This window comes from Cytobacillus sp. SAFR-174, assembly GCF_051964675.1.
Taxonomy (GTDB): Bacteria; Bacillota; Bacilli; order Bacillales; family Cytobacillaceae; genus Cytobacillus.
In genome coordinates, this window is the sequence record NZ_JBQCMZ010000012.1 from 106,263 (window position 1) to 129,977 (window position 23,715).

The 23,715-nt window shown below is 41.9% G+C and carries 23 protein-coding genes; 20 read left to right on the forward strand and 3 right to left on the reverse strand.

What is annotated here, in order from left to right; all coding sequences use genetic code 11:
• Position 1: 1 nt before the first annotated feature.
• Together rsfS and ACTHRG_RS13940 are read left to right on the forward strand one after the other, a co-directional pair.
• A complete protein-coding gene (rsfS, locus tag ACTHRG_RS13935; RefSeq protein ID WP_076257429.1) occupies positions 2 to 358 on the forward strand; it encodes a ribosome silencing factor in 357 nt (118 codons plus the stop codon).
• A complete protein-coding gene (locus ACTHRG_RS13940; protein ID WP_440231383.1) occupies positions 355 to 1,104 on the forward strand; it encodes a class I SAM-dependent DNA methyltransferase in 750 nt (249 codons plus the stop codon). The genes rsfS and ACTHRG_RS13940 overlap by 4 nt, the downstream gene beginning before the upstream one ends.
• A gap of 72 nt (positions 1,105 to 1,176) precedes the next feature.
• On the opposite strand, the gene comER is transcribed toward ACTHRG_RS13940, so the two are convergent.
• Positions 1,177 to 2,001, reverse strand: coding sequence for a late competence protein ComER (comER, locus tag ACTHRG_RS13945; RefSeq protein WP_440231384.1), 825 nt, complete (start codon positions 1,999 to 2,001; stop codon positions 1,177 to 1,179).
• Between the two features lie 89 nt (positions 2,002 to 2,090).
• Here comER and ACTHRG_RS13950 point away from each other — a divergent pair, with 89 nt between their 5' ends.
• The 4 genes from ACTHRG_RS13950 (at position 2,091) to ACTHRG_RS13965 (ending at position 5,785) form a co-directional block, all read left to right on the forward strand.
• Complete coding sequence (locus ACTHRG_RS13950; protein WP_076257432.1) at positions 2,091 to 2,723, forward strand: helix-hairpin-helix domain-containing protein; 633 nt, start codon at positions 2,091 to 2,093, stop codon at positions 2,721 to 2,723.
• 102 nt (positions 2,724 to 2,825) lie between these two features.
• The gene (locus ACTHRG_RS13955; RefSeq protein WP_440231385.1) at positions 2,826 to 3,389 is read left to right on the forward strand and encodes a ComE operon protein 2; all 564 of its coding nucleotides are present in this window, start codon (positions 2,826 to 2,828) and stop codon (positions 3,387 to 3,389) included.
• A 69-nt stretch (positions 3,390 to 3,458) separates the two neighbouring features.
• The gene (locus ACTHRG_RS13960) at positions 3,459 to 4,934 is read left to right on the forward strand and encodes a ComEC/Rec2 family competence protein (protein ID WP_440231386.1); all 1,476 of its coding nucleotides are present in this window, start codon (positions 3,459 to 3,461) and stop codon (positions 4,932 to 4,934) included.
• Positions 4,935 to 4,954: 20 nt separating this feature from the next.
• Positions 4,955 to 5,785, forward strand: a complete 831-nt coding sequence (locus ACTHRG_RS13965; RefSeq protein ID WP_440231392.1) for a DNA internalization-related competence protein ComEC/Rec2 — start codon at positions 4,955 to 4,957, stop codon at positions 5,783 to 5,785.
• A gap of 125 nt (positions 5,786 to 5,910) precedes the next feature.
• On the opposite strand, the gene ACTHRG_RS13970 is transcribed toward ACTHRG_RS13965, so the two are convergent.
• Entirely contained in the window at positions 5,911 to 6,045 is a 135-nt protein-coding gene (locus ACTHRG_RS13970; protein ID WP_035331183.1) for a YqzM family protein, read from the reverse strand.
• 298 nt (positions 6,046 to 6,343) lie between these two features.
• On the opposite strand from ACTHRG_RS13970, the gene holA reads away from it, so the two are divergent.
• A complete protein-coding gene (gene holA / locus ACTHRG_RS13975) occupies positions 6,344 to 7,375 on the forward strand; it encodes a DNA polymerase III subunit delta (RefSeq protein WP_048010306.1) in 1,032 nt (343 codons plus the stop codon).
• A 541-nt stretch (positions 7,376 to 7,916) separates the two neighbouring features.
• On the opposite strand, the gene rpsT is transcribed toward holA, so the two are convergent.
• Positions 7,917 to 8,183: a 30S ribosomal protein S20 gene (rpsT, locus tag ACTHRG_RS13980; protein WP_061791100.1), complete on the reverse strand. Its 267-nt coding sequence runs from the start codon at positions 8,181 to 8,183 to the stop codon at positions 7,917 to 7,919.
• A gap of 260 nt (positions 8,184 to 8,443) precedes the next feature.
• On the opposite strand from rpsT, the gene gpr reads away from it, so the two are divergent.
• The 13 genes from gpr to deoC all read left to right on the forward strand — a co-directional run bounded on the left by gpr (position 8,444) and on the right by deoC (position 23,681).
• Positions 8,444 to 9,577 (forward strand): GPR endopeptidase, encoded by a 1,134-nt coding sequence (gene gpr, locus ACTHRG_RS13985; protein WP_076257434.1) that lies wholly within the window; start codon positions 8,444 to 8,446, stop codon positions 9,575 to 9,577.
• Between the two features lie 69 nt (positions 9,578 to 9,646).
• Complete coding sequence (spoIIP, locus tag ACTHRG_RS13990) at positions 9,647 to 10,852, forward strand: stage II sporulation protein P (protein ID WP_440231387.1); 1,206 nt, start codon at positions 9,647 to 9,649, stop codon at positions 10,850 to 10,852.
• A gap of 17 nt (positions 10,853 to 10,869) precedes the next feature.
• Positions 10,870 to 11,214, forward strand: coding sequence for a YqxA family protein (locus ACTHRG_RS13995; RefSeq protein WP_076257436.1), 345 nt, complete (start codon positions 10,870 to 10,872; stop codon positions 11,212 to 11,214).
• Positions 11,215 to 11,410: 196 nt separating this feature from the next.
• Entirely contained in the window at positions 11,411 to 13,246 is a 1,836-nt protein-coding gene (gene lepA / locus ACTHRG_RS14000) for a translation elongation factor 4 (protein ID WP_076257437.1), read from the forward strand.
• A gap of 113 nt (positions 13,247 to 13,359) precedes the next feature.
• The gene (gene hemW / locus ACTHRG_RS14005) at positions 13,360 to 14,493 is read left to right on the forward strand and encodes a radical SAM family heme chaperone HemW (RefSeq protein ID WP_076257438.1); all 1,134 of its coding nucleotides are present in this window, start codon (positions 13,360 to 13,362) and stop codon (positions 14,491 to 14,493) included.
• Between the two features lie 121 nt (positions 14,494 to 14,614).
• A complete protein-coding gene (gene hrcA, locus ACTHRG_RS14010; protein ID WP_440231388.1) occupies positions 14,615 to 15,646 on the forward strand; it encodes a heat-inducible transcriptional repressor HrcA in 1,032 nt (343 codons plus the stop codon).
• A 95-nt stretch (positions 15,647 to 15,741) separates the two neighbouring features.
• Positions 15,742 to 16,347, forward strand: a complete 606-nt coding sequence (gene grpE, locus ACTHRG_RS14015; RefSeq protein ID WP_076257440.1) for a nucleotide exchange factor GrpE — start codon at positions 15,742 to 15,744, stop codon at positions 16,345 to 16,347.
• Positions 16,348 to 16,372: 25 nt separating this feature from the next.
• Positions 16,373 to 18,202 carry a molecular chaperone DnaK gene (dnaK, locus tag ACTHRG_RS14020; RefSeq protein WP_076257441.1) on the forward strand — a complete coding sequence of 610 codons (1,830 nt, stop codon included), beginning with the start codon at positions 16,373 to 16,375 and terminating at the stop codon, positions 18,200 to 18,202.
• A gap of 98 nt (positions 18,203 to 18,300) precedes the next feature.
• Complete coding sequence (dnaJ, locus tag ACTHRG_RS14025; RefSeq protein WP_076257442.1) at positions 18,301 to 19,419, forward strand: molecular chaperone DnaJ; 1,119 nt, start codon at positions 18,301 to 18,303, stop codon at positions 19,417 to 19,419.
• Positions 19,420 to 19,439: 20 nt separating this feature from the next.
• The gene (prmA, locus tag ACTHRG_RS14030; RefSeq protein ID WP_076257470.1) at positions 19,440 to 20,378 is read left to right on the forward strand and encodes a 50S ribosomal protein L11 methyltransferase; all 939 of its coding nucleotides are present in this window, start codon (positions 19,440 to 19,442) and stop codon (positions 20,376 to 20,378) included.
• A 128-nt stretch (positions 20,379 to 20,506) separates the two neighbouring features.
• Complete coding sequence (locus ACTHRG_RS14035) at positions 20,507 to 21,256, forward strand: 16S rRNA (uracil(1498)-N(3))-methyltransferase (protein ID WP_076257471.1); 750 nt, start codon at positions 20,507 to 20,509, stop codon at positions 21,254 to 21,256.
• Between the two features lie 6 nt (positions 21,257 to 21,262).
• On the forward strand, positions 21,263 to 22,615 hold the full coding sequence (gene mtaB / locus ACTHRG_RS14040) for a tRNA (N(6)-L-threonylcarbamoyladenosine(37)-C(2))-methylthiotransferase MtaB (protein ID WP_076257443.1): 1,353 nt from the start codon (positions 21,263 to 21,265) through the stop codon (positions 22,613 to 22,615).
• Positions 22,616 to 23,009: 394 nt separating this feature from the next.
• Complete coding sequence (gene deoC, locus ACTHRG_RS14045) at positions 23,010 to 23,681, forward strand: deoxyribose-phosphate aldolase (protein ID WP_076257445.1); 672 nt, start codon at positions 23,010 to 23,012, stop codon at positions 23,679 to 23,681.
• Positions 23,682 to 23,715 lie beyond the last annotated feature (34 nt).

The following is a 23,715-nucleotide window of genomic DNA, read 5'->3' on the forward strand; positions in this document are numbered from 1 at the left end:
AATGAAAGAAAATACTATGCTGATGACGGCAGTAAAAGCAGCGGATGATAAACGTGCAGAAGATATAACGGTTCTTAATATGAAGGGGATTTCCCTGATTTCGGACTACTTTGTTATTTGTCACGGAAATTCTGATAAACAAGTGCAGGCCATTGCTCGGGAAATGAAAGAAAAATCTGAAGAACACGGGTTTACGGTTAAGCGAATGGAAGGCTTTGATGAAGCAAGGTGGATTCTGGTTGATATGGGCGATATTATTGCACATATTTTCCATAAGGATGAAAGAAGCTACTATAATCTCGAAAGACTTTGGGGAGATGCCCCGGTCGAAAACGTTCAGGGCATTCTTAACCAATGAGCTACGGAAAGTTCGCTTATCTCTATGACAGGCTGATGGAAGATGTTCCTTATGACAGCTGGATTAAATTGGTCAATGAAAAGCATGTGGAATTTAATGTTTCAGGCAAACAATTGCTGGATCTTGCATGCGGCACAGGACAGCTTACAATAAGGTTAAGTGAACATGGCTATGATGTAACCGGTGTGGATTTATCAGAGGATATGCTGGCTGTAGCCCAATCAAAGGCGGAGCAGAAAGGTCTTCAAATCCCCTTTTACCAGCAGAACATGGCAGAGCTTGAAGGGTTTAGTGAATTTGATATTATTGGCATCTTTTGTGATTCGCTGAATTATTTGGAGACAGAATCAGATGTGAAGAACACCTTCCGGCGGGTCCATAGCTATTTAAAAAACGATGGTCTATTTATTTTTGATGTTCATTCCATTTATAAAATTATGCAGATATTTATGAACCAGACCTTTGCTGAAAATGACGAGGAAATTTCATATATCTGGCACAGCTTTCAGGGCGAACACCCCAATTCTGTAGAGCATGATCTTTCATTTTTTGTTCAGGACGAAAAAACAGGTAAGTATGACCGCTATGACGAACTTCATTTTCAGCGCACTTATCCTATTGATCAATATAAAAGCTGGCTTGAGGAATGCGGTTTTGACCTTGTTGACGTTTCAGGAGATTTTAAAGAAGGACCGCCAGACAGCCAGGCTGAACGAATCATTTTTATTGCAAAGAAAAGACACTAATAAAAAAACAGCCGGGTTTTCGGCTGTTTTTTTTAAAAATAGTGAAGGATTATTTCCATTAACATCGAATAGCTAATAGAGAGAATACTGCTTTTTTACTTCGACAAGATCTTCGTCAAACTTGGAATGTGTCGCCTGGAATAAGTGTTCAAATACACTGCCGAGCTCGCTTTCAAGAATTTTAATTCCCTCTCCTGTAATTCCTCCTTTGACACACACCTTCTCCTGCAATGTAGGCAATGTATAACATCCTTTTTTCAGTAATTCCCCAAGCCCGATCAGCATTTCTCCTGCAAGCTTTGTAGCTGTTTCATTATCAATCTCCGTTTCCGTAACTGCTGCATTGATGAAGCGCTGTGTCAAGTAGCTGAAAAAGGCAGGTCCGCAGCTGACAATATCCGAAGAAACCCTGGTAATCGCTTCTTCTATAAAGACAGGTGTGGAGATGCTTTCAAAAAGCTTGTTAAGTTCCCCTTTCCATTGTTCGCTGCACTGTTCACCGAATGATAATAATGACACTCCTGATAAGGCCCGGTTAGTAATGCTTGGAATCGCCCTCGCTGCTGAGCAAGGCACAATTGATTCAAGCTGTTTTACACTAATAGGGCTGGTTATGGACACTACACATTTATCTTCTGACAGGAACGGCAAAATATCCTGAACGACATTATATACATCATGAGGCTTTACACAAATAAAGATCAGCGAAGAACGATTGGCGGCCTCTCTTGCGTTATTTACAACGGTAATTTCCTGATGCGTTTCTTTTATTTTATTCGCTTTTGCCACTGTCCGATTGGTTATCGTCATGGAGGCAGGGGAAACGGCTCCTCCATCCAGGAAGGCCTCGGTCAAAATTCTCCCCATATTACCTGTGCCAATGATTCCGATTTTCAATGCAACATCCCTCCTTTAAAAGCAGGCTTTCTCATATAACGATATGTATCAAAAAAACATTTATTCCAAAAAGAAAGGATGGATCGATAGTGCCCGAATGGATAAAAGCCTATAAATTTTACTTTGCAGGAGGTGCGATCGCATTGGCTGCACTCCTCTATTATTTTTTAATGCCAGTTCAGGAGACTGAAGTATTTCCAGAGATTGAGCAGTCAATTTCTTTGAACGAAGAAGAAGGTAAAGAAACAGCAGGTGATATGCAGGCTGAACAGGTGCCGCAGGCAATGAAAGCAGATATTAAAGGAGCAGTAAAAAAACCGGGAGTGTACGAAGCAAAAGAGGGTGAAAGGGTGATAGACCTGCTGGAAAAAGCAGGCGGACTAACGGAAAAAGCGGATAGCACTAAAATTAATTTTGCCCTGAAAATTACAGATGAAATGGTGATATATGTTCCGGAAGAGGGTGAAATTATTGAAGAGACCCGGGCGGGAGCCGGAAATGTCGAGGTTAAAGGACAGCAGGATAGCGGAAAGGTAAATTTAAACAGGGCGGATGAAACAGAATTGCAGACATTGCCGGGGGTTGGACCCTCTAAAGCTGCAGCGATAATTGAACACCGCGATACAAATGGACCCTTTAAGGATATTGAGGATTTGAAATTAATATCAGGGATAGGGGATAAAACCTTTGAAAAACTGAAAGAGCATATTAGTGTAAACTAATTTCCTCCCATTGACCTGCACAAACTTGAGGCTTACACTTATTGAGAGAAAAAGCTATATTTTAATTCAGGGCATACATGCCTGTGTAAAGGGGAGAGACAGATGGACCGGATTTCCTGGAACCAATATTTTATGGCACAAAGCCATTTGCTTGCTTTGAGGAGCACATGTACAAGACTAGCGGTCGGAGCAACCATTGTAAGGGATAAGAGAATCATTGCAGGCGGCTATAATGGATCTATTGCCGGCGGTGAACATTGTGTTGATGATGGCTGCTATGTTATTGATAACCATTGTGTCAGGACCATTCATGCGGAAATGAATGCGATTTTACAGTGTGCAAAATTTGGGGTGCCGACAAGTGATGCAGAAATATATGTAACTCATTTTCCGTGCCTTCAATGCTGCAAAGCAATTATACAGGCGGGAATTAAAACAGTTTACTACGCACAGGACTATAAAAATCACCCTTATGGAATTGAACTCTTTGAGAAGGCTGGTGTGAAAACTGTCCATGTGGCGGCTGATAAAGTATCCTTCGATGGCAGCATACAGGAAAAACGTGATTTTATAGAGGACTTAATTAATGAGCTTGAAAAAAGCGGTAAAAATCAGGACATTATGAAAAGCTATAAAGAAAAAAAGGACAAGCTTTTTCAAAATTAATCCATAGAAACAGCAGCACCTTCAATGAAAGGTGCTGCTCCCTTCAAAATAACTAAAGGAGCAAATGATATGAAAGGCAGATGGATCTACGCAGCTGCTGCCTCACTCCTGGGAAATTTAACATCATTACTTCATCCGGCAATTGCTGTCATTTTTTCTCTTCTTGCCCTTTTCCTTTTAAAAAGAAATATCTTGACTAAAAAGACTATGACTGTCCTGATTATGATTTACCTTGCTTTAATCATAAGGAGTGAATTAGCGGCAGAATATAACAGGACAAGCCTTACAGGAAATGAGAGTGATTTTGAAATTACCCTGTCAGAGTCAGTAAAGATAGATGGGGACCTTCTCACAGTCCTAATTGAATTGACCGATAAAAAGGAAAAGCTGGCTGCCAGGTATAAGATCAAATCCGAAGCAGAACAAAAAATCCTATCAGACCATCTGAGGATAGGAATGACATGCCGGGTTAATGGCACCTTACAGACTCCTCCAACATCTACAAATCCTAATTCCTTCAGCTACAAGGATTACTTAAGCCACAATAGAATCTTTTGGATCCTCGAATTGGAACAGTTAAACCTCTCTGATTGCATATACAATAAAAGCCGCATCACATTACCTATTTTAAAAATGAGGGAGATGGGCACAAAACATATTTTAGAGCATTTCCCTGAACAGGCAGCTCCGCTTTCAATCGCACTTGTCTTCGGCGATCGGAATTTTATTGATGAGGATATTATCGCTTCTTATCAGAAAATCGGAATTATCCATTTGCTTGCAATATCCGGACTTCATGTAGGAATGCTTGCTGGTATGTTTTTTCTTGCCGGAGTACGTGCAGGGATCACCACAGAAAAAATGACCAGCATCCTAATAATGGTTTTGCCGGTATATGCAATACTTACAGGGGCTGCACCGTCTGTACTGCGGGCTGTGTTTATGATGCTTCTGGTTTTACTGGCAAAGAAGCTGAAGGCCACTATTCAATTAGCTGATGTTATCTCCATTGTGTTTGCCGGCTATCTTTTTATCTCCCCTTTTATTATCTATAATGCGGGGTTTCAGCTGTCTTTTGCTGTGGCCTTATCGCTTATTCTCTCAGCTCCTGCCATATTCAAAAAATTTACTCATCCTCTCGCTGCCCTCCTGTCTGTTTCTCTTATTTGCCAGATAGCGGCCATTCCGATCCTCCTTTGGCATTTTTATGAGGTATCGATTATTTCCATAATTGCCAATCTGATCTTTGTACCTTTGTATTCTTCCATAGTCCTGCCTGTGGTATTAATTTTATTTATTTTTGATTTATTAACAGGAGGAAGGGCAGATTTCTTACTTCATGTATTGGAAAAAATGATCGTTTTTCTTAATTGGATTGCTGAAATGCTTTCCGCCATTCCTAATTCGACCCTTATTCTTGGCAGGCCATCCCCTTTAATGCTGATCATATATCTTTTCTCATTCCCGCATTCTTTGCCGGCTGGGAAAGGTCAAAAAACAAAAAAGCTATTATTAAGAACGGTGTGCTTCCTATTCTTGCGATAATAATTCATTATTTGTCAAATGTGATTACACCAGCCGGTGAAATTACATTTATTGATGTTGGGCAGGGGGACAGCATCCTGATAAAGCTTCCGTATGGGAGAGGGAATTATTTGATAGATGCAGGAGGTGCGCCTATGTTTGAGTCTGAGGACTGGAAGATGCGAAGCGATCCATATGAAACAGGAATGGACACAGTAGTGCCTTTTCTGAAAAGCAAAGGGATCAGTGAAATAGATAAATTTTTTCTCACTCATGGGGATATGGACCACATTGGCGGAGCATCAGCTGTTCTGAAGGAAATGAAGGTAAAGTCTATTGTGTTTTCGCAGGGATCAGAGTTCTCGGAGGCTGAAAAGGATTTGGCTGTACAGGCTAAAAATAGCAAAAGTGAAATTTTTTTCACTAAAGCCGGAGATAGCTGGCTCATAGGAGATTCTGTATTTCAAGTTTTGTCCCCGTTTGGCGGCGAGATGGGGGACGGTGTGGGGGAAAATGATGGATCTATTGTCCTTTTTGCCAAAGTGGGAGGGTTAAACTGGCTGTTTACCGGAGATTTGGAGGAACAGGGGGAAGGTCAGCTCATAAAGTCTTATCCCAAGTTGAAAGCTGATGTAGTGAAAATTGCACATCATGGAAGCAAAACCTCATCAACAGATTTATTTCTCGCTGGAGTGAAGCCGCGGATTGGAGTTATTTCTGCAGGCAGGAACAACAGGTATGGGCATCCTCATAATGATGTAATGAGCAGGCTGAATGACTATAAGGTCAAAGTATTGCGAACCGATAAGCAAGGGGCAATTACCTATTTTTTTAAAGGGGATTCAGGAACCTTTTCAGTGCAGCTTCCATAGTATATGTTAGAAAGCATCAACTTCAAGACTTAATAAAGCTTAATCGAAATTCCGCCAAAAAAAAGAGGCTGCTAAGGCAGCCTCAATGTGTCAGCGGTATTGTGACACATAACTGTATGTAGCCATTAAGCTCCTAAAAATTTAATGACTGTTGCAATAATAAATAACGTTGCGAAGAAACCGAATGATACGATGAATCCTACACCAGAGTCGATTGCATCATTACGTTTGCTTTGGACGTTCTTTTCAAATTCGTTCACAGTCTACCCCTCCTATTTCCTATATAGTATAAGTCATTCAAATGAAAAAATCTAGAGTTCGCCTGCCCTTTTCCTGCATTAGCAGGAGTTGTCACAAATATGACGAAACATCATGGGGAAAATAACAAACAAAGGTGCACCGCAGCTTCCTGAGTTACCCGGGCCTCAGGGATGCAGCGTTCTATATAGATTGGAAATTGGCGTTCATTTGGGCGCCAATTTCTTATGTCTTGTCAAATTGCCATCGCTTCTTTAGGATATATAGTGAATATATTGTTTGGCGAACGGAGAGAAGAAATTGGTTTTTGATATTTGGAACAGAATTAAAGCGAAAAGTTTTGCTCCTATTTACTTATTATACGGAACAGAACCTTATCTTATAAACGAAACGAAGCAGCTTCTGATCAGCAATGTGCTAAGTGAAGAAGAAGCTGATTTTAATTTATCCTCTTATGACCTTGAGGAAACCCCCATTGATACAGCGCTTGAAGATGCTGAGACATTTCCTTTTATGGGTGAAAGAAGACTGATCTTTTTACATAACCCGGTTTTTTTAACGTCAGAGAAATCGAAAGCTAAACAGGAGCATAACCTGGCTAAGCTTGAAGCCTATATTAAAGAGCCTGCCCCATATTCAGTGGTGGTATTTTCCTCATCGGCAGAAAAACTCGATGATCGTAAAAAAATAACCAAACAATTGAAAAAAACGGCTGCAGTACTTGAAGCCAAGAAATTAAATGAAGGGGAATTGAAAGCCTGGATCAGGGAACGTGCAGCATTGAACGGTGTGCAGATTGATGAATCGGCTGTTGAGCTGATTTTAACATTGGCAGGCGCCAACCTGTTTATTCTGACCAACGAGATCGATAAATTAGCCCTATATGCGAATGACACAAAGCGGATAGATGAACAGATGGCAGAAAAAATGGTATCACGGTCTTTAGAGCAAAACATTTTTTCCCTTGTGGATAAGGTGGTTCACCGCAAAATAGAAGAGGCCCTGAGAATTTATTATGATTTATTAAAGCAAAATGAAGAGCCCATTAAGATTTTATCTGTTATTACAGGGCAGTTCAGATTGATTTATCAGGTGAAGGAGCTTGCCAGGAGAGGCTACGGCCAGCAGCAGATTGCCGGCTATTTAAAGATTCATCCTTTCCGGGTAAAGCTGGCGGCCGGACAGGCCCAGCTGTTTGCAGACGAAGAACTGGCAGCGATCATAAGCTTGCTTGCTGATGCAGATTACCAAATGAAAACAGGAGGCATGAATAAAACCATGCTGATTGAAATGTTCCTGTTTCGTCTGCAAAGTCAGGCACTCAGAAAATAGAAAAGCGGAAGCGCCTTGCCCGCGAAGGAACGTAGACTAAGAACGCCACGTCCTCCCAAAAGCTGCCGCTTTCGGTCGTGCGATGTATCGCTGCCGTAGCTTTCCTTGTCCTGTGGCAACGTCTGCATGACCCGCGTCCTCCCAAAAGCTGTCGCTTTTGGTTGTGCGATGTTTATGCTGACGAAGCCTTCCTTGTCCTGCGGGCCTCAAGCACAAGACGAGCCTCACGGAAAGGCGTTCTTTGCCTTTTTGGGGGGATTGCCCGAAATGTGGAGGCGACTGCTCAGGGACGACAAGCATAAGACGAGCCCTGCAAGAAGGTGTTCTTTCATTCTGGAAGGGATTGGCTTATATCTCGAGTCCCTAGGAGCCGAAACAAGCCAAGCTTGTGACCTTGAGGGGGTAGGCTGCTTGCGCTAGACAGTTCTCGAAGTACAAAGTTATAAATTCTGATTACATAAAAAAAAGCGGTCCGCAATTTGGACCGCTTTTTTATGTAAAATAAAAGGCTATCCCTTAAGATAGCCGATATCTTTAAACATTACGCATTTAAAGAGTTCATTTTTTTCATTAAACGAGACTTTTTACGGGCAGCAGCATTTTTGTGGATAAGACCTTTTGCAGCAGCTTTGTCCAGTTTACGAGCAGCATCAGCGAAAGATGCAGTTGCAGCAGTAGAATCGTTGTTTACGATTGCAGCATCAACCTTTTTAACAGCTGTACGCATTGCTGATTTAACAGTAGCGTTTTGAGCGTTGCGAGCTTCGCTAGTTTTAACACGCTTGATAGCAGATTTAATGTTTGGCATTCCATTCACCTCCTGAAAAAGCATCGAGATTCTATAACTCGACATTCACGTTCATTAACAAATTCAGAACAAGTGATATTTTATCAAATACGGGGGCATAATGCAATACTCTGTACTTAAAATTACTGAAGGATAATTCGGGAAGTTCATTCTTTTTCTGCATGTTTTTAAATTTTAAAGGCAAAGATAGTATATATCTGAATTTTAGTAATTTGTCTGTTATTTTCCAACCTAATAAGCTGAGATTGTGAGGGATACATGTGAAGGAATCAATAGATTTAAGCCAGTACTCAGTTCGAACGGATCTTGCCATTGAAGCCAGGGAAATGGTGATTTCCGGCAGGCAGAAAGACAATGACAATGTTCAAGGGCAGGAGAATCTTTCCCAAATTGAAGGTGTCATAATTAAAGAAAAAGAAGAAAACGATATTAAAATTTCCTTTGTTGAAGTAACAAAGGAAGGAGCAGAAGCATTAGGGAAAAAAGAGGGCAAATACCTGACCCTCGAAGTGACGGGCATACGCCAGCAGGATACGGAGCTTCAGCACAAAGTGGAGACTGTATTTGCAAGTGAATTCTCCCAATTTATAAAGCAGCTGGGCATTAATGAAGATGCATCCTGTTTAATTGTCGGACTGGGCAATTGGAATGTCACTCCCGATGCATTGGGACCGCAAGTCTGCGAAAATCTGCTTATTACAAGACATCTCTATCAGCTCCAGCCTGAAAGCGTAGAAGAAGGCTACAGGCCGGTAAGTGCTATTTCTCCAGGGGTGATGGGCCTGACAGGAATTGAAACAAGTGACATTATTCATGGCATTGTTGAAAAAACAAAGCCCGACTTTGTCATTGCGATCGACGCTCTTGCTTCCCGATCAATTGAAAGAGTCAATTCTACCATTCAAATTTCGGATACAGGGATTCACCCTGGTTCTGGTGTGGGGAATAAACGAAAAGAAATCAGTAAGGAAACTTTAGGAATACCTGTCATAGCGATTGGCATCCCAACAGTTGTCGATGCCGTATCCATAACAAGCGATACAATTGATTACATCCTGAAGCATTTCGGCAAGGAAATGAAAGAAGGCGGCCGTCCATCGCGTGCTTTGGCTCCTGCAGGAATGACTTTTGGAGAGAAGAAAAAGCTGACAGATGAGGACCTCCCGGAAGAGCATCATAGAAAAACCTTTCTTGGCATGATCGGAACCTTGCCTGAAGAGGAGAAGCGAAAGCTTATTTATGAAGTTCTGTCTCCTTTGGGACACAACCTTATGGTGACACCAAAGGAAGTGGATGTATTTATTGAAGATATGTCCAACTTAATTGCCAACGGCTTGAACGCAGCGCTCCACCAGAAAGTGAATCAGGATAATGCCGGATTTTATACAAGATAGAAAATATCCTGTTCTATCTTCTCTAGCAAAGTCATAACATTTACTAGACTAGCAAGGAGAGGTGGAACAATGAAACCTTTTAAAACGAACGGACTTGTAGTAACTATCCAAGGGACAAGCCTGCTTAAGGCTATTGGCGGATTTCTGCTTTTTCTATTTATGATATTTTCCATAAGCGGAGCATTGACTTCTTTAAAGCCTGAATACCGAATCAGTTCTACTTCAGTAAACTCTGCCGCGAACAGCCTGACAGGAGAAATGCTTTATCGTTTTCTCGGATGGGAGAATCACTCATTTCTCCAGGGAGTTTCTGAAAGCACTTCTCCCCCGGGCTTTGCCAATTTAATTTTTAAGCTATCCACAAATGTCAATTTGGATGATCCCAGAAGTCTTCTGGGAAGGGAGCTTCCTTTTTTCTCGATTTATGACAGTAAAATCCTGGTTGCAGGTGAAGGAACAGATTATACAAACATGCCTGTAGAATCTTCTCCGCCTTTAGAAGTTCTTATGGCCGAACAGGAGGCAGCCCTGCAAAACACCGAAGGTCTTGAGCAGTCTGGAGATAAAAAACAATCAAATGCCCCGCCGGTGTCAACAGGAGATAAAAAACCTGTCTATGTATACTTTTCGCATAATACTGAATCCTATCTTCCGTATCTGAAGGGTGTCACCAACCCTGATGCGGCCTACCATTCAAAAATTAATATTACTAAAATCGGTGATAAGCTTAAGGAAGAGATGGAGAGTAAAGGGATCGGGACCTTTGTGGATAAAACGGATATTCAGGGGAATTTAAACAAAAAGGGCTTAACATATGGTCGCTCCTATCAGGAATCCAGAGAGGTAGTCCAGGCAGCAATCACTTCCAATCGGGATCTGGCTTATTTAATCGATATTCACCGTGATTCAAAAAGAAAAAAAGATACTACAAAAGAAATTAACGGAGAGTCTTATGCCAAGCTGGCTTTTATTATTGGAGGAAATAATCCGAATTACGAAAAGAACTTAAAATTTGCAAAAGAACTGCATGATAGACTGAGCGTCAAGTACAAAGGATTAAGCAGAGGAATAATGAAAAAAGAAGGCGCAGGGACAAATGGCAACTTCAATCAGGATTTATCAGGCAATGCAATACTCATTGAGTTTGGGGGAGTCGATAATACGTTTGAGGAGTTAAACCGATCGGCCGAAGCACTCGCGGAAGTGTTCAGTGAATATTATTGGCAGGCCGAGGAAGTGAATTCACCGGCTGGCGGTGAGTCAGAAAAGAAATAGTAATAGGATGATGCGGAATGAAAATGTTTATGCTTAAAGCTCTTTTTCTGGCAGCGCTTATGTTTGTCTCAGTGCTATTCGGAATGCAGCAGGCAAATGAAGGAATTCACAGAATGAAGGGATTCCATGACGGGGATTTCAAAAGTGCCCTGACCATAAATGAAACCAACGAAGGCGAAGTTCAGGCTTCTGTCCTTGGGAATGATGTGTCAAGCCATGATCTTCAGAAGAAAAGGGAAAAGCTTGAAGAAATGAAAGCATATAACTTCTTTTCATCCTTAGGAAAAAGCATATCCAATGGCATATCAGAGCTGACAGAAAAATCGGTCGCAATCATCACAGACTTAATAAAAGGGAAATAGGCTGCTCAGGTGGGCAGCCTTATTTTTTTGAAAATCAGCGGCTTAAAGCTTAGCATTGAATCTTCACAAACCTACTGATATAATCAAAAATAGTGTATAAACTAAAAGGACTATTTTAAAATTGACCACACTTAGCTCCAGGCGCCTGTTACTAGGCGCTTGCGCTTTTCTATAGTAGGAGTTGAAATAATAAACAATGAACAGAGAAGAGAAACTGAAAAGGCAAGAGAAAATAAGGAATTTTTCGATCATCGCCCATATTGACCATGGTAAATCGACTTTGGCCGATAGAATTCTTGAAAAAACCAATGCGCTGACTTCACGCGAAATGAAGGACCAGCTCCTAGATTCCATGGATCTTGAAAGGGAGCGCGGCATTACGATCAAGCTGAATTCCGTTCAGTTAAAATATAAAGCGAAAGATGGTGAAATATACACTTTCCACTTAATAGATACGCCGGGACACGTCGATTTTACATATGAAGTATCCCGAAGCCTTGCAGCATGTGAAGGAGCCATTCTGGTTGTGGATGCAGCTCAGGGTATTGAAGCGCAAACCCTTGCCAATGTTTATCTGGCCCTGGATAACGATCTTGAGATTCTTCCAATTATTAATAAGATCGACCTGCCAAGTGCGGATCCGGAAAGGGTTCGAAATGAGATCGAAGAAGTTATCGGCCTGGATGCATCTGAAGCAGTACTGGCTTCAGCAAAGGCTGGAATTGGAATAGAAGAAATTCTTGAACAGGTCGTTGAAAAAGTTCCTGCTCCAGTAGGGGATCCGGAAGCCCCATTAAAGGCTCTTATATTTGATTCCCTTTATGATGCCTACCGCGGTGTAGTAGCCTATATACGTGTGGTTGAGGGTACGGTAAAAGTAGGGGATAAAATTAAAATGATGGCAACCGGCAAAGAGTTTGAAGTCACTGAGGTTGGTGTGTTTACCCCAAAATCAACGCCCTTGCCTGAATTGTCCGTTGGAGACGTAGGGTTTTTGACTGCTGCAATCAAAAATGTTGGTGATACACGTGTGGGTGATACCATTACAAGCGCGAAAAACAGTGCTTCAGAAGCTCTTCCTGGATACAGAAAGATGAACCCGATGGTTTATTGCGGACTTTATCCAATTGATAGCGCCAAGTTCAATGACCTGCGTGAAGCGCTTGAAAAGCTGGAGCTGAATGATTCCGCCCTTCAGTTTGAACCGGAAACTTCACAGGCACTCGGATTTGGATTCCGCTGCGGTTTCCTTGGATTGCTTCACATGGAAATTATCCAGGAGCGCATTGAGCGCGAATTCAAAATAGATTTGATTACAACAGCACCTAGTGTTATCTATGATGTTATCCTGACAGATGGCACTGAGGTTAAAGTAGATAACCCATCCAATATGCCTGATCCTCAAAAAATTGACCGTGTTGAAGAACCTTATGTAAAAGCTACAATGATGGCCCCAAATGATTATGTGGGAGCCATTATGGAACTTTGCCAGCAAAAACGCGGCATCTTTATTGATATGCAATACATGGATGAAACCAGAGTAAATATTATATATGAGATTCCTTTATCGGAAATTGTTTATGATTTCTTTGATCAGCTGAAATCCAATACAAAAGGATATGCTTCTTTTGATTATGAATTAATTGGATATAAGCCATCAAAACTTGTTAAGATGGATATTCTGTTAAATGCAGAAAAGGTAGACGCATTGAGCTTCATCGTTCATAAGGATTTTGCTTATGAAAGAGGAAAAGTAATCGTTGAGAAGTTAAAAGAGCTAATTCCCCGTCAGCAGTTTGAGGTTCCTATTCAAGCTGCGATCGGCCAGAAAATTGTAGCCCGCTCAACCATTAAAGCCATCCGCAAAAATGTATTGGCTAAATGTTACGGCGGAGACATTTCCCGTAAGCGTAAATTATTGGAGAAGCAGAAAGAAGGTAAAAAGCGGATGAAGCAGGTTGGTTCTGTTGAAGTTCCGCAGGAAGCTTTCATGGCCGTTTTGAAGATGGACGATAACACCCCTAAAAAGTAAAATATTTGATTTGTTTTAAGAGGTTAGATATGCTGTCATAATAATAACAGCACTAGCCTCTTTTTATTTAGGAAACTCTGTATATTGATTGAATGATGAAAGTAGTGAAATAAATGATTAAAGCAGCTTATATACACATCCCCTTTTGTGAACATATCTGCCATTACTGTGATTTTAATAAAGTATATTTGAAGAACCAGCCGGTTAGAGAATACCTTGACTCTCTTGATAAAGAGATGGATCTTGCTTTGAAAGAAACACCAGCATCGCGCCTGGACTCTATCTTTGTAGGAGGCGGGACACCCACTGCGCTGAATGGGAAACAGCTTGAACAGCTTTGCAGCACAATTAATCGTCAGCTGCCCTACGACTCTTCCACAGAATATACATTTGAAGCTAATCCGGGAGATCTCTCTAAGGAAAAGCTTCAAATATTGCATGATGCCGGAGTCAACAGGCTCAGCTTTGGTGTCCAGACCTTCAACGATGAACTCTTAAAAAAAATTGGAAGGTCACACCGGGCAAAAGATGTTTTTCAGTCAATTGAAGCTGCAAAACAAGTAGGTTTCGATAACATCAGCATCGATCTGATATACAGTCTTCCCGGTCAGACACTTCAGGACTTTAAAGATACACTTGAAACATCATTTACATTGGATATTGTTCATTATTCGGGCTATTCTCTGATCATTGAGCCCAAGACGGTATTCTATAATCTGATGAGAAGAGGGAAACTGCCGACACCAGGAGAAGATGTGGAAGCTGAAATGTATGACTTATTGATGGAGCAAATGGACAAACATGGATTTGCCCAATATGAAATCAGCAATTTTGCCAAGCCTGGCTATGAGAGCCGGCATAACATCACTTATTGGGATAACGAATGGTACTTCGGCTTTGGAGCAGGTGCGCATGGCTATGTTAATGGGCTTCGCCGTTCAAACCACGGACCCCTGAAAAAATATATGGAGCCAATTGAAAAGGGCCAGCTCCCGATCCTCGAAGAACATAAGGTGCCCCTTGAAGAACAGATGGAAGAGGAAATGTTTCTTGGGCTGAGAAAAACTGAAGGTGTCTCAATTAGTCGTTTTAAAGAGAAATTTGGCAAAAACCCGCTGGAGCATTTTGAAGTTCAGATTAAACAGCACTCCGAAAAAAAATTAATTATTGCCGGGGAAGAGCATATTAAATTGACAAGGCGAGGACGATTCCTTGGAAATGAAGTATTTCAGTCCTTTATAGGGTAATCTGTCTGAGGATTGCTTCAGGAAAAAAAGAATCCAAATTATTGACACTGCACGTATGATTTGATAATTTATTAGTAGAATTAGCACTCGGGGACAAAGAGTGCTAACAGAGGTGATAACTGTGTTAACAGATCGTCAATTATTAATTTTCCAAGTAATTGTTGATGATTTTATTCAAACTGCACAGCCTGTAGGGTCGAGAACTCTGTCGAAAAAAGAAGAAATTTCTTTTAGTTCCGCAACGATCAGAAATGAGATGGCTGATTTAGAGGAACTTGGGTTTATTGAGAAAACACACACCTCATCGGGGAGGATTCCATCTGAAAAAGGTTACCGCTACTACGTGGATCACCTTTTATCCCCGCAAAAATTAAATCAGCATGATATCCACAAAGTACAATCGATCTTTGCGGAAAGAATTTATGAGCTGGAGAAAATTGTTCAAAAATCGGCAAAAATTCTATCTGAGCTGACTAATTATACATCCATAGTCCTCGGGCCTGCGGTAAGGGAAAACAAGCTGAAGAGAATTCAGATTGTTCCTTTGAATAAAGAAACAGCGATAGCAATTATTATCACAGATACAGGCCATGTGGAAAACAGAATGTTCCACTTGCCGGAAAACATTGATGCAGGTGATTTGGAAAAGGTAGTGAATATCCTTAATGACCGTCTTGCCGGTGCGCCATTGGAAAGTCTGAACAATAAGTTATATAAAGAGGTTGCCGTGCTTTTAAGGCATCATATCAATAATTATGATCTAATGCTGAATTCAATTGCCGATACAATAAAGATACCGGCCTATGATAAGCTTTTCTTTGGCGGTAAAACAAATATGCTGAGCCAGCCGGAGTTTCATGATATTGAAAAGGTTAAAAACCTCATGAATATGATTGAGCAGGAAAAAGGCATATATGATTTACTCAGTAAAAACAAGTCAGGGATCAATATTAAAATCGGCCGGGAAAATAATAATTCAGCAATGGAAAACTGCAGTCTGATAACAGCAAGCTATTCAATCGGCACCGAACAGCTCGGCACAATTGCCATTCTGGGCCCTACCAGAATGGAGTATTCAAGAGTCATCAGCTTATTGAACTATATCAGTGCAGACTTATCATCTGTTTTATCCAAGTTGTATCAAAACAGATGATGGTGGAGATATTGATTAAGGGTGGAAAAACCTTTCCACTCCTTTCCTTATGTTTTTTTATTTTATAATCCAGCCATTCTTTAAGGGAGGTGAACATGTTGGCAGAAGAGAAAGAGACATTGAGCAATGAATTAAATGAACAAACCAACGAACCTGAAGGAACTGAAAATGAGGCTCCTATTGAAGAGGTATTTGCAGAGGCTGATGAAGCAGGTCCTGTTGAGGGAACTGATACAGACCTTACAGCAGCAAATGCAAAAATAGCTGAATTGGAAGGTAAGCTGGAAGAAGCTGAAAATCGCATCTACCGTCTTCAGGCTGATTTTGAAAATTCCCGGCGCCGTGCAAGGCTGGACCTTGAAGCGTCTGAAAAATATAGAGCACAAAGCTTAATCTCTGATTTGCTGCCTGCGCTTGACAATTTTGAAAGAGCACTTCAAATGGAAGCTGAAAATGAACAGGCTAAATCTATTCTTCAAGGAATGGAAATGGTTTATCGAAGCTTGGTGGAGGCTATAAAAAAAGAAGGCGCAGAACAGATTGAGGCAGTTGGGAAAGAATTCGACCCTCATATGCACCAGGCTGTAATGCAGGTAGAAGATGAGAATTTTGATTCCAATATCGTGGTCGAGGAGTTCCAAAAAGGCTACAAGCTAAAGGATCGGGTCATTCGTCCATCAATGGTTAAAGTAAATCAATAACTACATATTTGGGGAGGTAAAGAACATGAGCAAAATTATCGGAATCGATTTAGGTACAACAAACTCATGTGTCGCTGTACTTGAAGGCGGCGAACCGAAAGTAATTCCAAATCCGGAAGGCAACCGTACAACGCCATCAGTTGTGGCGTTTAAGAACGGCGAGCGTCAGGTTGGTGAGGTGGCGAAGCGCCAGTCTATTACAAACCCGAACACCATCATGTCCGTTAAACGCCATATGGGTACAGATCATAAAACAGAGGCTGAAGGAAAGGAATACTCTCCGCAAGAGGTTTCTGCTATTATTCTTCAATATTTGAAATCTTATGCAGAAGACTATCTTGGCGAGAAGGTTACTAAAGCGGTAATCACTGTTCCAGCATATTTCAACGATGCTGAGCGTCAGGCTACAAAGGATGCAGGCCGAATTGCCGGCTTGGAAGTTGAACGAATCATCAACGAACCGACTGCTGCAGCGTTGGCATATGGACTTGATAAAATGGATGAAGACCAGACTATCCTTGTTTATGACCTTGGCGGCGGTACATTTGACGTATCTATCCTTGAGCTGGGCGATGGTGTATTTGAAGTAAAATCCACTGCCGGGGATAACCGTCTTGGCGGAGATGATTTTGACCAGGTAATTATTGATTACCTCGTTGATCAATTTAAAAAAGAGAACGGCATTGATCTTTCTAAAGATAAAATGGCTCTGCAGCGTTTAAAAGATGCTGCTGAAAAAGCGAAAAAGGATCTTTCCGGTGTAACTTCAACACAAATTTCACTTCCGTTTATTACTGCCGGGGAAGCTGGACCTTTACACCTTGAAGTAACACTTTCTAGAGCTAAATTTGAAGAGCTGTCAGCAGATCTTGTTGAACGTACAATGGGACCTACACGCCAGGCATTAAAGGATGCTGGTTTGACTCCTTCAGAAATCGATAAAGTTATCCTTGTCGGCGGTTCAACACGCATTCCGGCTGTACAGGAAGCAATCAAAAAAGAAACAGGAAAAGAACCGCACAGAGGAGTTAACCCTGATGAGGTTGTAGCTATGGGTGCAGCTATTCAGGGCGGTGTCATCACTGGTGATGTTAAGGATGTTGTCCTTCTGGACGTAACACCTTTGTCTCTTGGAATTGAAACAATGGGCGGAGTGTTCACTAAGCTGATTGAACGCAATACAACTATTCCAACATCAAAATCCCAGGTGTTCTCAACTGCTGCTGATAATCAGTCTGCTGTTGATATCCATGTTCTTCAAGGGGAACGCCCAATGGCAGCGGATAACAAAACACTTGGCCGTTTCCAGCTAGGGGATATTCCTCCAGCTCCGCGCGGTGTGCCTCAGATCGAAGTGTCTTTTGATATCGATAAAAATGGTATCGTAAACGTACGCGCTAAAGACCTTGGCACAAACAAAGAGCAAGCCATTACGATCAAGTCATCAACAGGATTATCTGATGAAGAAATTGAAAAAATGGTAAGAGAAGCTGAAGAAAATGCTGAAGCTGATAAGAAGCGAAAAGAAGAAGTAGAACTCCGCAATGAAGCGGACCAGCTGGTATTCACTACTGAAAAGACTCTAAAAGATCTTGAAGGCAAAGTGGATGAAGCAGAAGTGAACAAAGCAAATGAAGCTAAAGATGCACTAAAAGCTGCAATTGAAAAGAACGATCTGGATGAAATCCGTGCTAAGAAAGATGCTTTACAGGAAGTTGTCCAGGCGTTAACAATGAAGCTTTATGAGCAGGCGCAGGCTGCTCAGGGAGCCCAGGGCGCAGAAGGTGCTGAAAGCAAAAATGATGACGATAACGTTGTAGATGCTGAGTTCGAAGAAGTTAAAGACGATAAATAATTTCTGAATCTTTTAAGTCAAAGTCAGGTCTTTCTTGGCTTTGGCTTTTATTTTTGATACAATAATCTTTATGTGAAATGAATCGGGGAGTGGTAATCATGAGTAAAAGGGATTACTATGAGGTTCTCGGGATCAGCAAGGGTGCATCCAAGGATGAAATTAAGAAGGCATATCGAAAGCTTTCAAAGAAATACCATCCTGATATTAACAAAGAGCCTGATGCTGACGAGAAGTTCAAGGAAGTTAAAGAAGCATATGAAGTCTTAAGCGACGACCAGAAAAAGGCCCACTATGATCAATTTGGCCATACGGACCCTAATCAAGGCTTTGGCGGAGCCGGTTTTGAAGGTTTCGGAGGATTTGAAGACATTTTCAGCACCTTCTTCGGAGGGGGCTCCCGCAGGCGTGATCCTAACGCCCCAAGACAGGGTGCTGATTTACAGTACACCATGTCCCTAACTTTTGAGGAAGCAGTATTTGGCAAAGAGACCGATATTGAAATTCCGCGCGAAGAGACGTGCGAGACCTGCAGCGGGTCAGGCGCTAAACCGGGAACTAAGCCGGAAACATGCCGTCATTGTCATGGATCAGGTCAGTTGAATGTTGAACAAAATACGCCATTTGGCAAGATCGTAAATAGAAGAGTTTGCCACTACTGTAATGGTACCGGCAAAGAAATCAAAGAAAAGTGCACAACCTGCCGTGGAGCCGGTAAAGTGCAAAAACGCAGAAAGATACACGTGAAAATTCCTGCAGGCATTGATGATGGCCAGCAGCTTCGCGTAGCAGGCCAGGGGGAACCAGGTGTTAACGGAGGACCTCCAGGCGACCTTTATGTTGTATTCCATGTGCGGTCTCATGAGTTCTTTGAGCGTGATGGCGACGATGTTTATTGTGAAATGCCGATAACATTTGTGCAGGCTGCCCTCGGAGATGAAATCGAAGTGCCGACACTGCATGGGAAAGTAAAACTTAAAGTCCCTTCAGGCACACAAACAGGAACCAAATTCCGTCTGAAGGGAAAAGGTGTGCCAAATGTAAGAGGATACGGAACAGGAGATCAGCACATTATTGTCCGTGTTATCACTCCGACAAAGCTGACAGAAAAACAGAAGCAGCTTTTAAGCGAGTTTGCTGAAGTCAGCGGAACAGTTCCGCAGGGAGAACAGGAAGAAAGCTTTTTTTCTAAAGTAAAACGAGCCTTTAAAGGTGAATAATGGAATGGGAGTTGGTAGTAGTGAAATGGTCAGAAATCAGTATTCATACTGCAAATGAAGCTGTTGAACCGATTTCGAATATTTTGCATGAAGCCGGAGCAAGCGGAGTTGTAATAGAGGATCCTTTAGAACTTGTAAAAGAAAGAAAGGATCAATTCGGTGAAATCTACCAGCTCAATCCGCAGGACTATCCTGAAGAAGGCGTAATTGTAAAAGCATATTTGCCAGTAAACAGTTTCCTTGGGGAAACAGTTGATGAAATAAAAGAAGCAATCAATAACCTCATTTTATTTAACATCGATATTGGCGCAAATAAAGTCAGCATTAGTGAGGTAAATGAAGAAGAATGGGCTACTGCCTGGAAAAAATATTATAACCCTGTAAAAATCTCAGAACGCTTTACCATTGTCCCAACCTGGGAGGATTACACACCTGTCAGCAGTGATGAACTTATCATAGAGCTTGACCCGGGCATGGCCTTTGGAACTGGGACACACCCCACAACGGTTATGTGTATCCAGGCTCTTGAAAGAACTGTAAAACAGGGAGATAATGTTGTAGATGTAGGAACAGGATCGGGTGTTTTAAGCATTGCTGCAGCTATGCTGGGTGCAGGGAAGGTAAAAGCCCTTGATCTTGATGAAGTGGCAGTAAATTCAGCTAAATTAAATATTAAACTGAATAAAGTTCAGAATATAGTGGATGTATCACAAGGGAATCTGCTCGATGGTGTCAGCCAGGGAGCGGATGTGGTCGTTGCCAACATCCTTGCAGAAGTAATTCTCCGCTTTACAGATGATGTTGCGTCAGTCGTAAGGGAAGGCGGATACTTTATCGCTTCAGGCATTATCCAGCAGAAGAAACAGGAAGTAAGAGATGCTATTTCCGCTGCAGGGTTTGAAATAGAAGAGACCATACAAATGGAAGATTGGGTTGCCATTGTCGCAAGGAGAAAGTAATTAGAAAAACTTCGGCCCCTCGGGATGGGAGGGGCCGGAGCTGGATATACCGTAAAAAGGGGGTAATAAACTTACCCTCCTTTTTACAGTTGAAGGATCTTGAACAGGTAAGAAAGAGGGTGCCGATTGTGCAGCGGTATTTTACAGAAAATGCAGTTAAAGATAAGTACTTTCATATTACAGGAGAAGACCGTCATCATATAGTGAAGGTAATGCGCATGAAAGAAGGCGACAAAATTATCTGTGTCGATCCATCCCAAAATAGTGGACTTTGCTCAATTGCAGAAATTACCGATGAACATGTGGCTGCAGAAGTTGTACAATGGATTGAAGGATCTTCTGAGCTTCCTGCAGATATTACTATTGTGAGCGGACTGCCTAAAGGGGATAAGCTGGAGTGGATCATTCAAAAGGGCACTGAGCTGGGAGCGCGCCGTTTTATCCCTTTTACTTCAGCTCGTTCAGTAGTAAAATGGGATGCGAAGAAATCAGTGAAAAAAGCAGAGAGATGGCAGAAGATTGCTAAAGAAGCTGCTGAACAGTCACATAGGAGCATAGTGCCTGAAGTTCTTGCACCGCTTGATTTAAAGTCATTGCTGAAAATATCAGCTGATTATCCATATAAATTGATCGCCTTTGAGGAAGAAGCGAAACAGGGAGAGGACTCTGTGCTCTATGAAACACTTTCTTCCATGAATAAAGGAGAATCGCTTTTAGTTGTATTCGGACCTGAAGGCGGTCTTGCAGATAATGAAGTTTCATTGCTGCTCGAAGCAGGCTTTCTTGCCTGCGGTTTGGGACCGCGTATTTTAAGGACAGAGACAGCGCCTCTCTATTTGCTGTCAGCTGTTTCCTATCATTTTGAATTAATGGGGTGAATATTGATGCCTGCAGTTGCATTTCATACACTTGGCTGCAAAGTCAATCATTACGAAACAGAAGCCATTTGGCAGCTGTTCAAAGAAGCTGGCTATGAACGGACAGACTTCGAATCCGTTTCAGATGTTTATGTGATTAATACATGTACGGTTACAAATACCGGTGATAAGAAAAGCCGTCAGGTAATCAGAAGGGCAATCAGAAAAAACCCTGATGCCGTTATCTGTGTAACAGGCTGTTATGCACAAACCTCACCTGCCGAAATTATGGCAATCCCTGGAGTTGATATCGTTGTAGGGACTCAGGATCGGTTGAAAATGCTTGAATATATCGAGCAATATAAACAAGAACGGCAGCCGATCAATGGCGTCGGAAACATCATGAAGAACCGTGTCTACGAAGAGCTTGATGTGCCGGCATTTACTGATCGGACACGTGCTTCCCTTAAAATTCAGGAGGGCTGCAATAACTTCTGCACATTCTGTATTATTCCCTGGGCGCGCGGCTTAATGAGATCAAGAGACCCGAAAGAAGTAATCCGGCAGGCTCAGCAGCTTGTTGATGCCGGATATAAAGAAATCGTCCTAACTGGAATCCATACAGGCGGATATGGCGAAGACATGAAGGATTACAATCTGGCTATGCTTCTTACGGATCTGGAAGCTCAGGTAAAAGGTCTCAAACGTTTAAGAATCTCTTCAATTGAAGCCAGCCAAATTACCGATGAAGTCATTGAAGTTATGGATAAGTCCAAGGTCGTGGTAAGGCACTTGCACATTCCTCTGCAATCAGGCTCAAATACAGTTCTTAAAAGAATGCGCCGCAAGTATACCATGGAATTCTTTGCTGAGCGTCTTGAGCGCTTGAAGGAAGCTCTGCCAGGTTTGGCTGTTACATCTGATGTAATCGTAGGCTTCCCGGGGGAAACAGAAGAAGAATTTATGGAAACCTACAACTTTATTAAAGAGCATAAATTCTCCGAGCTTCATGTATTCCCGTATTCAAAGCGTACAGGAACGCCTGCGGCAAGAATGGACGACCAGATCGATGAAGAAGTCAAAAACGAGCGTGTTCATCGCTTGATTGCCCTGTCAGATCAGCTTGCAAAAGAATATGCATCTCAGTACGAAGGTGAAGTTCTTGAAGTGATCCCGGAGGAAAGCTTTAAGGAAAGCAGTGACAGCAATTTATTTGTCGGATACACGGACAATTATTTGAAAATCGTCTTCCCGGCAACAGAAGAAATGGTAGGCCAGATTGTAAAAGTGAAAATTACAAAAGCCGGCTACCCATACAATGAAGGTCAATTTGTAAGAGTTCTAGATGAATTGAACGAAGCAGAAGAGGCGGCAGTTTAAAGGAATTACCTTAGGGTGGTTCCTTTTTTTGATAAGCGGTAATTGTTTAGTTTATTGCTTATTTGTAACTTAGTTTAGAATCACTGAGTTGATTGGAGCGAAGGGCAATTGACTCCTGCGGGAGGAGAGGGAGCGGGAGACCCCGCAGGCGAAGCCGAGGAGGCTCCCGTTCCTCCCCGCGGAAAGCAAGTGTCCGCAGCGGAAATCAACGGGCTGAATTCACAAGCATCGACATCTTCTATGAGAAACGTGACTTTGATAAATTTATTAATATCTTTTGGGAAAACTACTTTCGAAAACGATTACAAAAAATATAAATAGTGCTCGATATTTTTTTATCTAAGTGATATTATGAAAGAGGTACGTACAACTGTTTTTAAAAGGAGTAGTTAAAATGACAAATAACGTAGCAAAAATGATCGATCATACATTACTTAAAGCCGATGCAGCAAAAGACCAAATAGAAAAAATCTGTGCGGAAGCTAAAGAATACAATTTCGCGTCTGTTTGTGTTAATCCGACATGGGTTAAACTTTCAAGCGACCTGCTTAACGGAACCGAAGTGAAGGTCTGCACAGTAATCGGATTCCCGCTCGGAGCTTCCACACCTGAAACAAAAGCATTTGAAACAAAGAATGCCATTGAAAACGGTGCAACAGAAGTAGATATGGTAATTAATATTGGCGCTTTAAAAGGCGGAGACAATGACCTGGTTGAACGGGACATACGTGCGGTTGTTGATGCTGCAAAAGGAAAAGCATTAACCAAGGTTATTATCGAAACTTGCCTTTTGACTGAAGAAGAAAAAATTAGAGCATGTGAGCTTTCTGTAAAAGCTGGTGCTGACTTTGTTAAAACATCTACAGGATTCTCAACTGGCGGCGCAACTGCTGAAGATATTGCCCTTATGAGAAAAACTGTCGGACCCGATCTTGGCGTAAAAGCTTCGGGCGGAGTAAGAAGTGCAGAAGATGCACAAAAGATGATTGAAGCAGGTGCGACGAGAATTGGAGCAAGCTCCGGCGCTGCTATTGTCAACGGTTTAACAAGCGATTCGGATTACTAAGAAAATGCCGGGATTTCCCGGCATTTTTTATTTT

Coding starts and splice junctions, on each gene's coding strand:
- rsfS (WP_076257429.1), top strand. CDS start 2: ATGAAAGAAAATACTATGCTGATGACGGCAGTAAAAGCAGCGGATGAT.
- ACTHRG_RS13940 (WP_440231383.1), top strand. CDS start 355: ATGAGCTACGGAAAGTTCGCTTATCTCTATGACAGGCTGATGGAAGAT.
- ACTHRG_RS13955 (WP_440231385.1), top strand. CDS start 2,826: ATGGACCGGATTTCCTGGAACCAATATTTTATGGCACAAAGCCATTTG.
- ACTHRG_RS13960 (WP_440231386.1), top strand. CDS start 3,459: ATGAAAGGCAGATGGATCTACGCAGCTGCTGCCTCACTCCTGGGAAAT.
- rpsT (WP_061791100.1), bottom strand. CDS start 8,183: ATGCCAAACATTAAATCTGCTATCAAGCGTGTTAAAACTAGCGAAGCT.
- spoIIP (WP_440231387.1), top strand. CDS start 9,647: ATGAAACCTTTTAAAACGAACGGACTTGTAGTAACTATCCAAGGGACA.
- ACTHRG_RS13995 (WP_076257436.1), top strand. CDS start 10,870: ATGAAAATGTTTATGCTTAAAGCTCTTTTTCTGGCAGCGCTTATGTTT.
- lepA (WP_076257437.1), top strand. CDS start 11,411: ATGAACAGAGAAGAGAAACTGAAAAGGCAAGAGAAAATAAGGAATTTT.
- hemW (WP_076257438.1), top strand. CDS start 13,360: ATGATTAAAGCAGCTTATATACACATCCCCTTTTGTGAACATATCTGC.
- grpE (WP_076257440.1), top strand. CDS start 15,742: ATGTTGGCAGAAGAGAAAGAGACATTGAGCAATGAATTAAATGAACAA.
- dnaK (WP_076257441.1), top strand. CDS start 16,373: ATGAGCAAAATTATCGGAATCGATTTAGGTACAACAAACTCATGTGTC.
- dnaJ (WP_076257442.1), top strand. CDS start 18,301: ATGAGTAAAAGGGATTACTATGAGGTTCTCGGGATCAGCAAGGGTGCA.
- mtaB (WP_076257443.1), top strand. CDS start 21,263: ATGCCTGCAGTTGCATTTCATACACTTGGCTGCAAAGTCAATCATTAC.
- deoC (WP_076257445.1), top strand. CDS start 23,010: ATGACAAATAACGTAGCAAAAATGATCGATCATACATTACTTAAAGCC.